Raw genomic sequence first — 14,198 nt, 5'->3', positions numbered from 1 at the left:
ATGACCACGCCGTACCAGAGCCCCGACTACGACACCGACGCAGCCGACTACGGGCGTGACGCCATCCGTACCGAGTACAAGTTCTCGCACGTGACCACCGGGCGCTACCTGCCGACGCCGGGCAGGGCGCCGGCATGGCCGTTCGCCGACATCGGCAGCTGGATGATCGACGCCAATGCCAGCGCCGGCGACTGGCTGGAAGAGCTCAAGGACTGGCGCCGCGAGCATCTGGTCCGGATCGGCTATACCGACGTGAATTACCGCCGCCCGGAGCTGCAGTGGGCGCAGCGCAACTTCGTGCATGCACAGATGATGGTCGAGGACCGTTACTTCTTCGACGCGGCCACCGGGCAGTACACCGTCGATCGCTATCTGGACGATGTGACCGCGCGGTTCGGCGGGCTGGATTCGGTGCTGATCTGGTACATCTACCCCAACATCGGCATCGACGACCGCAACCAGTTCGACCTGGCGCACGACATGCCCGGCGGCCTGGCGGGATTGAAAACCGCCGTACAGGCCTTCCAGAAGCGCGGCGTCAAGGTGTTCCTGCCAGCCAAGCCGTGGGACCACGGCACCCGCGACCCCGGCGTGACGCATTGGGACGGGCTGGCCGAGATCGTCAAGGCGGTCGGTGCCGATGGCATCAACGGCGACACCTTCAATGGTGTGCCGAGAGCGTTCTTCGATGCCTGCGATGCACGTGGCAATCCGGTGGTGGTGCAGCCCGAGTCCACCATCAGCTCCGAAGAACAGCTGATCTGGAACGTGCAGAGCTGGGGCAAGAAAGCGCCCGATGGCCCGGTGCCGCCGGTCTCCAAGTGGAAGTGGCTGGAGCCGCGCCACATGGTCAACTACGAGAACCGCTGGGGCCGCAACCGCAATCACGATCTGCAGTATTGCTTCTTCAATGGCATCGGCTACAACGCCTGGGAAAACATCTGGGGCGTCTGGAACCAGTTCACCCCACGCGATGGCGAAACCCTGCGCCGGATCGCCACGCTATACCGCCGGTTCCCGGCGCTGGTGGTGTCCATGGACTGGGAGCCGTACCAGGTGTGCCTGCAGGGCGGCATCTTCGCCAGTCGGTTCCCGGGCGAGGGGGTGACGCTGCATACGATGATCAACCGCAACGAGTACGCGGTGGACGGTGAGCAGATCGCACTGCCGCACGCGGAAGGGATGCGGTACTACGATGCGTGGCACGGCCGCGCGCTGGCGCCGCGGATCATCGACGGCGCGGCTTACATCGAACTGCCGATGGAAGCGCGCGGCTTCGGCGCGATTCTGAGTGTGGCCGCCGGCACCGTGATCGAGGGCCTGGATGACTTCCTGGCCGCGACCGCCGAGCGTGCCAAGCAGCCGCTGAGCAGTTACTCCGCGGCGTGGACGGCCGCCCCGCAGGAACTGCTGGCCATCGCGGCCACGCCCGCGCAGGCCGAGGCACCCGCCGGCATGGTCACGATTCCCGCCGGCGAGTTCCTGTTCCAGGTGGGCGGTATCGAAATCGAAGGCTTCACCTGGGCCGGGCTGGATGTGCAGTTCCCGTGGGAAGACTGCGCGCGTCGCCACCATCGCCGGCGCATGACACTGGCGTCGTTCCATATCGACCGCCACCCGGTCACCCATGCCGCGTTCAAGCGCTTCCTCGATGCCAGCGGTTACCGCCCGGCCGATGACCACAACTTCCTGGCCGACTGGAAGGACGGCGCGCCGCGTGCGGGCTGGGACAACAAGCCGGTTACCTGGGTCTCGATCGAAGACGCCCGTGCCTATGCGGCGTGGGCCGGCAAGCGGCTGCCGCATGCGTGGGAATGGCAGTACGCCGCGCAGGGGACCGACGAGCGCCTGTACCCGTGGGGCAACGCGTGGGATGCCAGCTGCGTGCCGCGGGTCAATCGCGGCCGTCGGCTGACGCCGCCGGCCGATGTCGATGCGCATCCGCAGGGGGCCAGCCCGTTCGGCGTGGAGGACATGGTCGGCAATGTGTGGCAGTGGACCGATGAATTCAGCGATGCGCACACCCGCGCAGCGGTACTCCGGGGGGGCAGCAGTTATCAGCCGCAGACCTCGCACTGGTACTTCCCGCAGGCCTACCGCCTGGACCAGCACGGCAAGTACCTGTTGATGGGGCCGTCCAAGGACCGCTCGGGCACGGTCGGCTTCCGTTGCGTGGTGGACGCGGCATGAACCGTCTGCATCCCGCCGCCCGCGGCATGACGTTGGTCCCGCCACAGCAGGTCACGTTGCAGGGTCTGCTGGGCGACGCCCTGGCGGCGAACCGCAACGGGCGCCTGAGCACGTTCATCGTTGATGAGCACAGTGCGCCGATCAGCATCTTCGGCCAAGCGCACAAACACCAGAATCATGAGGGCGACTGGTACGGCGAGCACGCCGGCAAGTGGCTGTCGGCCACGGCACGCGCCGTGGCCCAGGGCGGACAACCACCGCTGGAGGCCGCGTTGCGCCGCGTTGCGGATTGGTTGATCAGCCAGCAGGACGATGACGGGTATCTTGGCAACTATGCGCCCGAGCGCCGCTTCACCGTGCCGCAACCGCCCAAGCCGGAGAGCTGGAACGGTGAGCCGGCGCTGCGCACCTGGGACATCTGGACGCACAGCTATCTGATCCTGGGCTTCCTGGAAACGTGGCGCGCGCTGGGCAATGCGGCCTATCTGCAGGCCGCGTGCCGGATCGCCGATCTGTGTTGGCAGGCGCTGGAATCGGGAATCGACATCACCACACTGGGCAACCACCACGGCATGTCCGCCACGGTGCTGCTCGATCCAGCGGCGGATCTTTATCTGGTCACCGGCGAGCCGCGCTACCTGGCGCTGGCCGAACGCATCCTGGCACAGGCCAACGCCAACCCGCGGCTGGCGCTGCTGGACAAGGCGCTGGCCGGTGAGGATGCGGCCTTCATCGCAACCGGCAAGGCCTATCAGCTCAGCTGGAACCTGGTCGGGCTGGCCAAGTTGTACAAGGCCACCGGGCATGACGACCATCGCCGGGCGCTGGATCAGCTCTGGCACAACATCCGCGAGCAGCACCTCACGCTGGGCGGCGGGCCGTGGGGTGGGGTAGCGCACCGGTCGCGCGAGGTATTCAACGCGCCGCGCACCTTCTTCCCGCAGGCCTACGTGGAAACCTGCTCGGTACTGGCGTGGATGCAGCTCAACCGTGAGCTGCTGGCCATCACCGGCCACGCACGCTACGCCGACGAACTGGAGCGCACCGCCTACAACGACCTGCTGGCGGCGATGGCCGCCAATGGCGAGGACTGGTGCTACTACACCTATCCCAACGGCCGGCGCGTGCACACCACGTACTGGCGCTGCTGCAAATCCAGCGGCGCGATGGCCGTGGAAGAACTGCCACAGGTGGCCTATGGCATCGCAGCCGATGGTGGGCTGCGGGTCAATCTGTACGGGCCGGGCGAGGCCACGCTGCTGCACGCGCAGGCCGGTGCGGTCACCCTGCTGCAGGCGACCCGATTCCCCTTCGAGGGTACGGTGACGATCACCGTGCTGCCCGAGTGCGTCGCCGAGTTCAGCATCGGCGTGCGGCTGCCGGGCTGGGCGACAGGTGCACGGATCGAGGTCAACGGACAGCCCGAGGCGGCCGAGGCGGGCGCGGATGGGTTCGTGCACGTGCAGCGCACCTGGCAGTCCGGCGACACGCTCTGCGTGCAGCTGCCGATGCAGCCACGCCTGCACCGGGCGGCCAACATCAACGTGCAGGAATCGCGCGCGCCGGATGGCTCGCCGGTCGCGCAGGAGGTCCTGCGCTGGGAGTACGTGGGGCTGAGCTACGGCCCGCTGGTGTATGCCACCGGCCTGATCGACGGGTACAAAACCGATGAGACGGTGCGCTTGCCGGACCGGCCACCCTCGCAGTGGCTGCAGGTGGGCGACGACACGGGCGAGGGCGCGCCGATCACCGTGCAGTTGGAGTGCCGCGGCCCGCTGACGTTCGAACCCTACTACCGGTGTGGTGGGCGCGATCACGGCAGCTGGCGGTTGAGCTGGCTGTCGCTGGCGCCTTCGGGCTGACGTCTCGGCGGGGTTCGGCGGCGGTGGTGCCGCCGACGCCGCAGCGTGCTTTTTGTCCACCCAGAACATACCCACGCGATCTGTTTCTTCCCGTTGGCCAGGAGGAAACTTCCCTCAAGGTATCGAGTGTATTGACCATGACCGGAAGCAACCCCAGTTCTCCATTCGCCATCGCCCAGCGGGAAGGTGCCACCGGACCGTTGAGCGGCATTCGTGTGCTGGACCTGAGCGCGTACATCGCCGGTCCCTACGGCTGCACGCTGCTGGCCGACCAGGGCGCGGAGGTGATCAAGGTGGAGCCGCCGGTCGGCGACAACCTGCGGCGCTATCCCTCCACGCTGGAGGCCGAGAGCCGCGCATTCCTCGGTGTGAACCGCTCCAAGCGCGGCGTGGTGCTGGACCTGAAGCAGCCTGACCAGCGTGCGGTGCTGATGCGCCTGGTGCGCGAGGCGGACGTGCTGGTGCACAACTTCCGGCCGAGCGTGCCGGTACGCCTGGGCATCGATTTCGAGAGTCTGCACAAGCTCAACCCGCGCCTGGTGTATTGCTCGGTCACCGGCTACGGCGAGCAGGGGCCGCTGAAGGAGAAGGCAGGGTACGACCAGGTGCTGCAGACCATGACCGGCATGTGCACGATGCAGGGCAAGACGGGCGGCGCCCCGGAGATCCTGTACGGCTCGGTGGTCGATTACTACGCTGCCGCGCTGGTGGCGGCCGGTGTGTCATCGGCGCTTTACGAGCGCGAACGCAGCGGCGAGGGCCAGTTCGTGGGCGTGTCGCTGCTGCGCAGTGCGCTGACGATGCAGTCGGCGCGGATGGTCTGGGCCGAGGGCGAGCCGGCGGCGGTGGGCCGCGATATGCGCTCGGGCGGTGTCACCGGCATCCATCCCACCGCGGACGGATATCTGTACATCTCGGCCAATACCCCGCGCTTCTGGCAGGCATTGTGCGAGCGGATCGGGCGACCAGAATTGGCGGCCGACGCGCGGTACGACACCGTGCGCAAGCGCGCCGCGCAGGCCGAGGTGCTGCTGCCGCAGTTGCACGCCGCACTGGCCACGCGCAGCGCGCTGGCGTGGGAAGCGTTGTTCGGCGAAGAAGTGCCGTGCGCAGCGGCACGCCAGGTCGAGGACATGTTCGAGCATCCACAGGTGCAGGCAGAGCAGATGATCACGTCGCTGCCGCACCCGCTGCTGGGCAGCTACCGCGGCATCACCCGGCCGATCGTATTCGGCCGCACGCCCGGCCCGGAGCCGTTCGCCGCGCCGGTGTTCGACCAGGACACGGCGGCGGTCAGCGCACTGCTTGACGCTTCCTCTGATGATTGATGCCAAGGACCTCTCCATGTCTTCGCTGTCCAGACTCTCCCAGTTGCGTGATCTGTCCGTCGTAGTTGCCGATACCGGCGATGTCGAGGCGATCAAGCGCTTGAAGCCGGTCGACTGCACGACCAACCCCACCCTGGTGAAGAAAGCGCTGGACCTGCCGGTATACGCCGATCTGATCGAGAACGCGCTGGCCTGGGGCCGCGGGCAGGCGGGCGAACGCGAGACCATCGTGCACGCGGTGGCCGATCGGCTGACCGTGGGCGTGGGCAACCTGCTCAGCACGCTGGTGCCGGGCCGGGTCTCGACCGAGGTCGATGCCGACCAGGCGCATGACACCGCGGCCACGGTGGCCAAGGCGCGCCAGTTCATCGCGATGTACGAGGCGGCCGGCGTGCCGCGCAGCAAGGTGCTGATCAAGATCGCGGCAACCTGGGAAGGCGTGGAAGCGGCGCGCCAGCTGCAGGCCGAAGGGATCGACTGCAACCTGACGCTGATCTTCAATCCGACCCAGGCGCTGGCCTGCAGCGAGGCCGGGGCGTTCCTGATCTCGCCGTTCGTGGGCCGCATCCTGGATTGGTACGTGGCCAACGGGCAGGCGCCGGCGACCATCGATGAAGACCCGGGCGTGGTGTTCGTGCGCGGCGTGTATGCCGAGTTCAAGCGTCGTGGTTCGCCGACGGTGGTGATGGGCGCGTCGTTCCGTTCGACGGCGCAGATCGAGGCGCTGGCAGGCTGCGATCGCCTGACGATTTCACCGGATCTGCTGGAAAAGCTGGACGCCGATCACGGTGAGTTGCCGCGCAGGCTGGTGGCCGGTGCGGCCGAGTCTGTGCAGGTGACGCCGATCGATGGTGCGCGGTTTGCGGCGGATCTGGCGGCCGATCCGATGGCGACGGAGAAGCTGGCGAGCGGTATCGATGCGTTCGCCAAGGATCTGGAGGCGTTGCGGCAGACGATCCGCGAGCGGTTGTAAGCGCGGGCGGTTGGATGGCTGCGGCCTGAACGCCGCCGCTGGCGTTGACCTGGCGTGGACGCAACTTCACTCGGGCTTGCCGCCGGCAGGCAGACACTTAGGCCATGTTCCATAAACAGGGATCGACCATGAAGACGAGCTTCCGCGTGTTGTGCCTGGGCAGTCTGCTCGCCGTATCGGCCGTCGCCGGCGCCCAGACCTATGGCCCCAAGGACGAGGGACGCCGCTTCAACGACGGCAGCAAGGTGGTGTGCCACAACGTCGAGGTCCAGCGTAATTCCAAGGACCCCAACCGCATCACCGGCACCGCGACCGGCGCCGTGGTCGGGGGGCTGCTCGGCAACCAGGTCGGCGGCGGCAACGGCAAGAAGCTGGCCACGGTCGCCGGTGCGGTGGCCGGTGGCGCCGCAGGTCGCCAGATCCAGGGCAACCAGCAGTCCAAAAACGGTGATCGCGTGGTTGAGCGTCGCTGCGAGCGTCAGTACCGCTGATCAAGCGCCGCACACTGCGTTGCCGTTGATGTGGGCAACAGGATCACGAAATGACGGCCCGGTGGGTCGTCATTTTTTTGTGCGCGGCCGGATGGCCGGATCAGCGCAGCGGCGGACTGCCCGCCAACGTGCGCGCCCCGGTGATGATCATCCGCAGCATCTGGGTCAGCTGCTCGATCAGTTCCGGATCCTTCTCCGGTGGCAGATCCACTGCAGTGGCGCCCATCGCGAACACCAGCCGGGTAATCGCCTTGGAGGCCAACGCCGGTTCGTGCAGGCGCGCGCCGTCGGCGGCCGCCAGGCGGATCAGGTCGACCCGCAGTTCGTCTTCGAAGTAATTCAGTTCGCGATCCACCGCATGCTTGAACGCGTCCGAGCCGGCGGTGCCTTCGCGCAGCAGGACATGGAGCAGGCGGTCGTCGGCGCGCAGCTGCTCCATGAAGGTCTCCACCGAGAGGCGGATCACGCTGCGGTCGGAGGAGGCGGCGCGCTGGCGCGCCTCGCCGATGATGGTGCGCAGCGAGCGCCCGGCCAGGTCGATCAGGGCCACGGTCAGCTCGTCCATGTCGCGGAACTGCCGGTAGAACGAGTTCGGGGCGATCCCGGCTTCACGCGCGACCTCGCGCAGGCTCAGCGTGGAGACGCTGCGGTGCGGGCCGATCAGGGCCAATGCCGCGGCCAGCAGATCCTCACGTGAGATCGAGGCTTTGCGCGCGGGATGGGCGTCGTCGGAGGCGGGCAGGGGCAGGTCTGGGGAGGTCATCAGGGGCAGCGCGGTCAAGTCCCTGAATCATAGCCCGTCCCGGCCATATACAACTGTATACACAGTCGTATGCTCGGCCGTATAGTGCGCAGCATGAGCACCGTCCCGCGCATTTCCGCCCGCCGTCACGTCGCCAGCCCCCGCCGCTGGGTCCCCGAAGCGCTGTTCGACTTCTGGGGCACCCGTCTGCACCCGCTGTGGACGCTGCGCCGCCCCTTGGCCCGGCTGCTGTCGCGCACCGCCGAGAGCGCGGATGCGGTCACCCTGGTGCTCACGCCCAACCGCCATTTCCGTGGCCTGCTGCCGGGCCAGCACGTCACCCTCGGCGTCGAAGTCGATGGCCGCCGCCTGTCGCGCAGTTACAGCCCGACCGTGCTGGCCGACGGCCGCTTGGCGATCACCGTCAAGGCCATCGCCGGCGGTGCCGTCAGCCAGCATCTGGCCCATGCCGCGGCGATCGGTGACGTCTTTGAGCTGGGCCAGGCGTTCGGTGACATGACCTTGCCGCAGGCCTCCGGCGAGCGGCTGTTGCTGCTGGCCGCTGGCAGCGGCATCACCCCGATGCGCGCGCTGCTGCGCCAGCTCGATGCTGTCGGCATGCCGGGCCAGGTGGACCTGGTGTACTGGGCACGCCGGCGTGAGGAAGTGTGTTTCGCCGACGAGCTGGCCGCGCTGGCGGCGCGCCATCCCTCGTTCACGCTGCACATCGCGCTGACCCGCGACCCGACCGCACCGGCGTCGCGCGTGGATGCATTCGCCTTCGCGGCGCTGGGCGATCTGAGCACCGCCCGCACCCTGGTGTGCGGCCCGGGTGGCTTCGTCGATGCAGCGCAGGCGCGCCTGCACGGCCAGGTCGCGTCGCTGCAGTCCGAGGCGTTCACGCCGCCGGTGCTGCCGGATGCCGAAGAGGGCACGGTGCAGGTCGAACTGCGCCGCAGCGGCCGCACGCTTGCCCTGCCACGCGGCACTTCGCTGCTGCAGGCGCTGGAAGCCGAAGGGCTGCGCCCGGCCAGCGGCTGCCGCATGGGCATCTGCAATACCTGTGTCTGCGGCAAGGTGTCCGGCGTCACCCGCCACACCCTGACCGGCGAGCATGCGGCCGAACCGGCCACGCAAGTAAAGCTGTGCGTGAACAGCGCCAGCACCGACCTGATCCTGGAGCTGTGACCATGTCTTCCGTGCACAACCGCGCGCTCTCCCCGGCCGAACTGCAGGCCTTCGGCGCTGAACTCGATGCACTGCGCGCGCGCCAGCTGGCCACGCTCGGTGCGCGCGATGCGCGTTACATCCGCCGCGTCGTGGCCGCCGTACGCTGGACCGGCGTGGCCGGCCGCGCGTTGCTGTTCCTCGGTGCCTTCGTGCACAGCGTGCTGATCCCGGCGTGGATCGCCGGCGTGGTGATGCTGGCGCTGTCCAAGATCCTGGAAAACATGGAGCTGGCGCACAACGTCATCCATGGCCAGTACGACTGGATGGGCGATCCGCAGCTGCAGGGCAGCACCTATGAGTGGGACATCGTCGGCACCGCCGACGCCTGGCGCAAGACCCACAACTTCCGCCACCACACCTACACCAACGTGCGCGGGCTGGACGACGATATCGGCTACGGCCTGCTGCGCATTTTCCCCGAGCAGCGCTGGCGCCCGTTCTACCTGATGCAGCCCGTGGTCGCGGTGGTGTTCGCGCTGCTGTTCGAATGGGGCATCGCGATCCAGGACCTGCGCCTGGGCCGCGTGTTTGCCGGCAAGATGACGCTCAAGCAACTGGGCAGGCAGTTCCGCCCGGTCGGCCGCAAGATGGGCAAGCAGATGTTCAAGGACTACCTGCTGTTCCCGGCACTGGCCGGTCCGTTCTTCCTGCCGGTGCTGCTGGGCAATGTGGCGGCCAACCTGATCCGCAACGTGTGGACCTACGTGATCATCTTCTGCGGCCACTTCACCGCCGAGGCCGAAACCTTCCCGAAGGAATGCGTGCGTGATGAGACCCGTGGCCATTGGTATCTGCGCCAGCTGCGCGGCTCATCCAACCTGACCGGTGGCAAGCTGATGAACGTCATGTCCGGCAACCTCAGCCACCAGATCGAGCACCACTTCTATCCGGATATCCCGGCCAACCGCTATGCCGCGATCGCGGTCGAGGTGAAGGAGATCTGCGCGCGCTACGGCCAGCACTACAACACCGGTTCGTTGCCGCGGCAGTTCGGCCAGGTGATGTGGCGCATCGTCCGCCATGCGTTCCCGAGCAAGCCAGGCCGCGTGCGTGCGCTGCCGGCGGTGGGCGAGGCCAGCCGCCAGCCGGGCTGATCACAGCGGGAGTTCAAGCTGCAGGCGCAGCAGCGGTGATGCGTTGCGTTGCCGCTGCAGCTGCTCGATGCCGTCCTCGCTGATCCGCCGCTGCCCGGTGCGCAACGTCCGGTGCAGCGCGTTGTTGATGCTCAGCCGCAGTTTGCTGCGGGCGCCGATCGACCACAGCGAATACAGATCCAGCTCGCGCCCATACGCGCTGATCTCGAACTGGCCGGGGCTGACCTGCACGGTGCCGCCGGTGCGGTAGGTATAACTGCCGCCCACCGTCCAGCCGGTGCGGAGCGGGTAGTCCGCGCCCAGGGTGCCGCTGAAACGCACTTGTTCATCCAGCCGGTTGTCCGGGCCGGGGACATCCTCCACACGCGAATCGTTGGCGGTTGCATTGAAGCGGACCGACACATCCGGCGCGCCCGTGATCAGCTGCGGAAGCCGCAACGCGGTATCCAGCTCTACTCCCCAGGTCGTCGCGGAGCCACCGTTCACCGGTGACGCAACCCAGCGCCCCTCCTGCAGGTGCGTCTCGGTGCGGATCACATCGCTGATCCGACGCACGTAACCGCCGACGCTGAGCTGCGCGCCCCCCTTGCCGGCGGTTTCGTAGGACAGGTCCACCCCGGTCGCCAACTCCGGACGCAGGGCCGGGTTGCCACGTTCGTCAGGGTTGAGCGGGCGGTTGTTGGTGGAGGTGTACGGGCGGGGGATGAGCGCGGCCAGGGTGGGCGAGCGATAGGTACGGGTGAGTGCAACGCGCAGCTGATCGCGCCGGGTGCCGGGAATCTTCCAGAGCGACTGCAGCACCGGCGACAGCACCTGGTCACGCCGATGGATGCCGCTGAAACCGCTGCCGTCACTGCGCGTCTCGATCTGCTCCCAGCGTGCGCCGGCATACAGCGACCAGCGCTCGCTGAGGGTGAGGTCGTCCTGGGCGTACACGGCCAGCCGCCGGATGCGTGCGTCGAACGCCAGATCGCTGATCCAGCCAGCGTCGTCGCCGACCGGCAGCAGGTGCTGTACCCGCGCCTCGTCGCGACGATCCTCGCTGGCCTCCCAGCCGAGCTGCAGCGCATGCCGCCCGCGGCCGGGAAGCGTGTATTTGCCGGTGCTGTTGAGCTCGCGCACGGTCAATCGTGCATCGGTGTGGTCCTCCAGGTTCTGCTGCCCTTGCTGCGCGTAGCCCTGTTCGCGATAGATGTAACGCTCGCGGTTGCCGCCCAGACGCAGTTTGGTGGTGAACGCGCTGCCCTGCTCGAAGGTGCGGGTCCAGGTGGCACTGCCGGTGGCCTGCGCGACCTCGATACGGGTGCGCTGCTGGTAGCGGGCGCGCCGCAGCGGCTCGCCCAGTGGGATGGTCCAGTCGATAGCGGTGGTGCGGTTGAAGCGGCTGGCATCGGCGACGCCCTGCAGGGCAAGGATGTCGCCGTTCTCCAGAGTGGTTTCCAGGCTGGGTGCAAGCGAGAGCACATCGCGGTTCCCGCCCGCACGCAGGGTGGTGTCGCGCAGCGCGATGGGGGTTCCCTGCCGATCCCACACACGTTCGGTGCCGGTTTCCTCGACCAGGAACTCGCGGCGCGATGCGGTGGCGGTGACCGAACTGCTGCGGTGGCCGGCGCGCCGGTTGCGCTGCCAGCTGACCGACGGCGTGTTCTGGCCGTTGCTGCGGCCCCAGGCCAGCGACAGCTGTTCGGTATCTTTGCGCGCGCCGGCGGCCAGGACGATGTTGATCGAGCCGGCAATGGCCTCGGCGCGCTGGTCGGCCGTCGGTGCGCGGAGGATCTCCACGCGTTCGACCATCTCCGGCGTGAGCGAATCCAGATCGAACCCGGCCGGTGCCTTCTGGCCGTTGAGCAGGATCTGGGTATAGCCCGCGCCGAGGCCGCGCAGTGACACCGCACCGCTGCGACCGGGCGCGCCGGTGCCCACGGTGATGCCGGGCAGGCGCTTGAGCGCATCGACCAGGCCGATATCACCAAACTGGCGCAACGTGTCCGTGCCGAACACGATCCGGGTGGCCGTGTCATCGCGGCGCGGGTCGTACGCCGGTCCTTGCACCTGCACGGCCTCCAGCTCGGTGGGGGGCGGTGCTGATGACGGTGCGGGCAGCGACTGCGCAGCGCTGGAGAACGCGGCGCACAGCGGGGACAAGGCGAGGACGATGCGGAACGTGGATGACATGGGCAGTCCGTGCAGAAAGGTGGCGTGGACATTTCGCCGGGCAACACGCGCCCCTCCTGTGGCCAGGAAAACGAAATGCAGCAGTGGGGCTGGGATGTGGAGCGGGTCAGCCGGTCATGGCAGGTGCGCCTGCGGATCGACGCGCTCACCGTGGCGGAGCATCTCCAGATGCAGGTGCGGTCCGGTCACGCGCCCGGTGCTGCCGACCCGCGCGATCTGCTCGCCGGCGTGCATCTGCTGGCCGACCACCACATCGGCGCCCTGCAGGTGCGCGTACAAGGTCTGCCAGCCCTGACCGTGGTCGATGACCACCACCGTGCCGTACTGCGGACCGTCCGGGTAGGCGGTGGTTGCCGCCACGATGCGGCCGTCCGCCGGCGCGAGGACCGGCGTGCCCGGGCGGGCGCCGAAATCGGTGCCGCGATGCGGTCGCTGCCGGATGCTGCCGGTATCGCCGAAATGTCCGGTGATCCTCGGTGTGGCCAGCGGTGACTGGAACTGCACCTCGATGGGGGTATCGCTCAACGGCGGCAGCGGCAGTGCGGCCTCCGTCGCCGAGACCTCTTTTGGCGTGCTACTGACGGCGGTGCCTGGCAAGGGACGCGCTGCACTGGCCTGCATGACCACCAACAAGGCGCCGATCAGCAATGCGCTGCCCAGCAGGAGTGCGCGTCCCGATCCCGACAGCGGCCGCGCAGCATCGCCATGCAGCATGTGCCGGATGCGGATTTCATGCCCGGCCAGATCGCGGTGGGTCAGGGCGGTGGTGGGCGCGTGGGCCGCTGCGGAAAGGCGCAACGTGCGCACATACGCCGTGGCGAAGTCACGCCCGCCATGTGCATCCCCCGCGAGGGCCTGCGCATCACATCGCAGCTCGGCCGCCAGCTGCACGCGCGCGGTGAGGCGGCGCAGGAACGGGTTGAACCACAGCAGGGCGTTGAGTATCGCCATCAGGCCGGCGCGCTGCGGATCGCGGCGCGTCAGGTGCGCCGCCTCATGGCCCAGGATCAGGCTGAGGGCGCGATCGTCCAGCTGCTCCACGGCCGAGAGGGGCAGCACGATCAACGGCCGCGGCCAGCGCACCGCGAACGGACTCACCGGCAGCGCGCTGACCCGGCAGACGATGCCGGCCGACCGCAGTCGCTGCGCCGACGCACGGCTGCGCGGGCCCGGCCAGGCCCCCGGTGCGATCGGCAGGGTCGCCCGGCACAGCCGGCCGGTCGCCCACGTGCCGACCAGCACGCGCAGCAATGCGATACCCAGGCCGGTGACATACAGCGCGGCCAGCCACGTGCTGGTGGCCGGCCCCGCCCACGGGGAGCTCACCAGGCCCCCTTCCGCCGCACCGGCAGCCCCGAGGTCCAGCGCGGCAGGCAGCGGCAGCATCAGTGCCGGGGGCAACGAGACGAGCGGTGCGGGGGCCCACAGCGCCACACCCACCGACAGCAGGACCGGCATCACCGCCAGCAACCACACCCCCATCCAATAGCCATACGCGGCGTGGGAGAGACCCAGACGGCGGTGGACACGTTGCCCGGCAGACCACGCCACCCAGCCGCCCGCCAGGGCGCCAACGGCATGCGCGCCCCAGAAGCCCAGCGTCAGGACACTCATGCCGGATCGTCCTTGGCGGGGGCACGCAGCAGCGCATCGAGCTGCTGCAGTTCCTGTTCGCTGAGCAGGCGGCTGTCGGCGAAGGCCTGCGCCGGCAATGCGCCATCGATCTCGAGCACCCGGCGCGCGAAGTCCGTGCTGAGTGCGGCCAGTGTGGCCACCTTGCCGACCTTGGCGCGGTACATGTTCAGCCCGTGCTCGACGGTTTCTTCCACCAGCCCTTTGTCGACCATGCGTTCGAGCGTCTTGCGGGTGGACGAGTAGGACCAGTCCAGCGCCGCGGCGGCGCCGTTGTGGACTTCGCGCGCACTGCAGGCGCCTTGGCGCCACAGCGCTTTGAGCAGTTCCAGTTCGGCATTGGAAGGGGTAGGCGGCACAGACATGGCAATCCCGATGTGGCGAGGTGTCGCAAGTGTGCGACATGTGTCGCACTGGATGCAACAGCGGTGTCATTGATGCGGATCAATGCCGTCACAGGTGGGGTGCGTACCATCCGAAT

Annotated in this window: 11 protein-coding genes; 7 read left to right on the top strand and 4 right to left on the bottom strand. The window is 68.2% G+C overall.

Annotation, left to right across the window (positions count from 1 at the left end):
* The 5 genes from AC06E9_RS15210 (at window position 1) to AC06E9_RS15190 (ending at window position 6,844) form a co-directional block, all read left to right on the top strand.
* Window positions 1–2,190 carry a formylglycine-generating enzyme family protein gene (locus AC06E9_RS15210; protein ID WP_478050357.1) on the top strand — a complete coding sequence of 730 codons (2,190 nt, stop codon included), beginning with the start codon at window positions 1–3 and terminating at the stop codon, window positions 2,188–2,190.
* Complete coding sequence (locus AC06E9_RS15205) at window positions 2,187–4,052, top strand: glycoside hydrolase family 127 protein (RefSeq protein ID WP_259462209.1); 1,866 nt, start codon at window positions 2,187–2,189, stop codon at window positions 4,050–4,052. The genes AC06E9_RS15210 and AC06E9_RS15205 overlap by 4 nt, the downstream gene beginning before the upstream one ends.
* A gap of 137 nt (window positions 4,053–4,189) precedes the next feature.
* The gene (locus AC06E9_RS15200; protein WP_461770452.1) at window positions 4,190–5,380 is read left to right on the top strand and encodes a CaiB/BaiF CoA transferase family protein; all 1,191 of its coding nucleotides are present in this window, start codon (window positions 4,190–4,192) and stop codon (window positions 5,378–5,380) included.
* Window positions 5,381–5,396: 16 nt separating this feature from the next.
* Complete coding sequence (locus AC06E9_RS15195; RefSeq protein ID WP_478056342.1) at window positions 5,397–6,353, top strand: transaldolase; 957 nt, start codon at window positions 5,397–5,399, stop codon at window positions 6,351–6,353.
* A 128-nt stretch (window positions 6,354–6,481) separates the two neighbouring features.
* Window positions 6,482–6,844: a glycine zipper 2TM domain-containing protein gene (locus AC06E9_RS15190; protein WP_102789149.1), complete on the top strand. Its 363-nt coding sequence runs from the start codon at window positions 6,482–6,484 to the stop codon at window positions 6,842–6,844.
* Between the two features lie 100 nt (window positions 6,845–6,944).
* Here the strand turns inward: AC06E9_RS15190 and fabR are convergent, their stop codons facing one another.
* Window positions 6,945–7,607, bottom strand: a complete 663-nt coding sequence (fabR, locus tag AC06E9_RS15185; RefSeq protein ID WP_026069985.1) for an HTH-type transcriptional repressor FabR — start codon at window positions 7,605–7,607, stop codon at window positions 6,945–6,947.
* A 93-nt stretch (window positions 7,608–7,700) separates the two neighbouring features.
* On the opposite strand from fabR, the gene AC06E9_RS15180 reads away from it, so the two are divergent.
* Both AC06E9_RS15180 and AC06E9_RS15175 read left to right on the top strand, forming a co-directional pair.
* Window positions 7,701–8,774 carry a ferredoxin reductase gene (locus AC06E9_RS15180; RefSeq protein ID WP_121041353.1) on the top strand — a complete coding sequence of 358 codons (1,074 nt, stop codon included), beginning with the start codon at window positions 7,701–7,703 and terminating at the stop codon, window positions 8,772–8,774.
* 2 nt (window positions 8,775–8,776) lie between these two features.
* Window positions 8,777–9,910: a fatty acid desaturase family protein gene (locus AC06E9_RS15175; protein ID WP_121041355.1), complete on the top strand. Its 1,134-nt coding sequence runs from the start codon at window positions 8,777–8,779 to the stop codon at window positions 9,908–9,910.
* Here AC06E9_RS15175 and AC06E9_RS15170 read toward each other — a convergent pair whose 3' ends face one another.
* From AC06E9_RS15170 to AC06E9_RS15160, 3 genes are all read right to left on the bottom strand, one after another.
* Window positions 9,911–12,085, bottom strand: a complete 2,175-nt coding sequence (locus AC06E9_RS15170) for a TonB-dependent receptor plug domain-containing protein (protein WP_478056341.1) — start codon at window positions 12,083–12,085, stop codon at window positions 9,911–9,913.
* Window positions 12,086–12,199: 114 nt separating this feature from the next.
* Window positions 12,200–13,699, bottom strand: coding sequence for a peptidoglycan DD-metalloendopeptidase family protein (locus AC06E9_RS15165; protein ID WP_478056340.1), 1,500 nt, complete (start codon window positions 13,697–13,699; stop codon window positions 12,200–12,202).
* Window positions 13,696–14,082: a BlaI/MecI/CopY family transcriptional regulator gene (locus tag AC06E9_RS15160; RefSeq protein WP_121041361.1), complete on the bottom strand. Its 387-nt coding sequence runs from the start codon at window positions 14,080–14,082 to the stop codon at window positions 13,696–13,698. The genes AC06E9_RS15165 and AC06E9_RS15160 overlap by 4 nt, the downstream gene beginning before the upstream one ends.
* Between the last annotated feature and the right edge of the window lie 116 nt (window positions 14,083–14,198).

It is taken from the genome of Stenotrophomonas sp. Steno-Z10-BAI, from assembly GCF_056393115.1.
This window is presented reverse-complemented; position numbering and strand designations above follow the sequence as displayed.

Excerpts from the sequence above, each read along its gene's own strand:
- AC06E9_RS15210 (WP_478050357.1), top strand. The coding sequence starts at position 1 with ATGACCACGCCGTACCAGAGCCCCGACTACGACACCGACGCAGCCGAC.
- AC06E9_RS15205 (WP_259462209.1), top strand. The coding sequence starts at position 2,187 with ATGAACCGTCTGCATCCCGCCGCCCGCGGCATGACGTTGGTCCCGCCA.
- AC06E9_RS15200 (WP_461770452.1), top strand. The coding sequence starts at position 4,190 with ATGACCGGAAGCAACCCCAGTTCTCCATTCGCCATCGCCCAGCGGGAA.
- AC06E9_RS15195 (WP_478056342.1), top strand. The coding sequence starts at position 5,397 with ATGTCTTCGCTGTCCAGACTCTCCCAGTTGCGTGATCTGTCCGTCGTA.
- AC06E9_RS15190 (WP_102789149.1), top strand. The coding sequence starts at position 6,482 with ATGAAGACGAGCTTCCGCGTGTTGTGCCTGGGCAGTCTGCTCGCCGTA.
- fabR (WP_026069985.1), bottom strand. The coding sequence starts at position 7,607 with ATGACCTCCCCAGACCTGCCCCTGCCCGCCTCCGACGACGCCCATCCC.
- AC06E9_RS15180 (WP_121041353.1), top strand. The coding sequence starts at position 7,701 with ATGAGCACCGTCCCGCGCATTTCCGCCCGCCGTCACGTCGCCAGCCCC.
- AC06E9_RS15175 (WP_121041355.1), top strand. The coding sequence starts at position 8,777 with ATGTCTTCCGTGCACAACCGCGCGCTCTCCCCGGCCGAACTGCAGGCC.
- AC06E9_RS15170 (WP_478056341.1), bottom strand. The coding sequence starts at position 12,085 with ATGTCATCCACGTTCCGCATCGTCCTCGCCTTGTCCCCGCTGTGCGCC.
- AC06E9_RS15165 (WP_478056340.1), bottom strand. The coding sequence starts at position 13,699 with ATGAGTGTCCTGACGCTGGGCTTCTGGGGCGCGCATGCCGTTGGCGCC.
- AC06E9_RS15160 (WP_121041361.1), bottom strand. The coding sequence starts at position 14,082 with ATGTCTGTGCCGCCTACCCCTTCCAATGCCGAACTGGAACTGCTCAAA.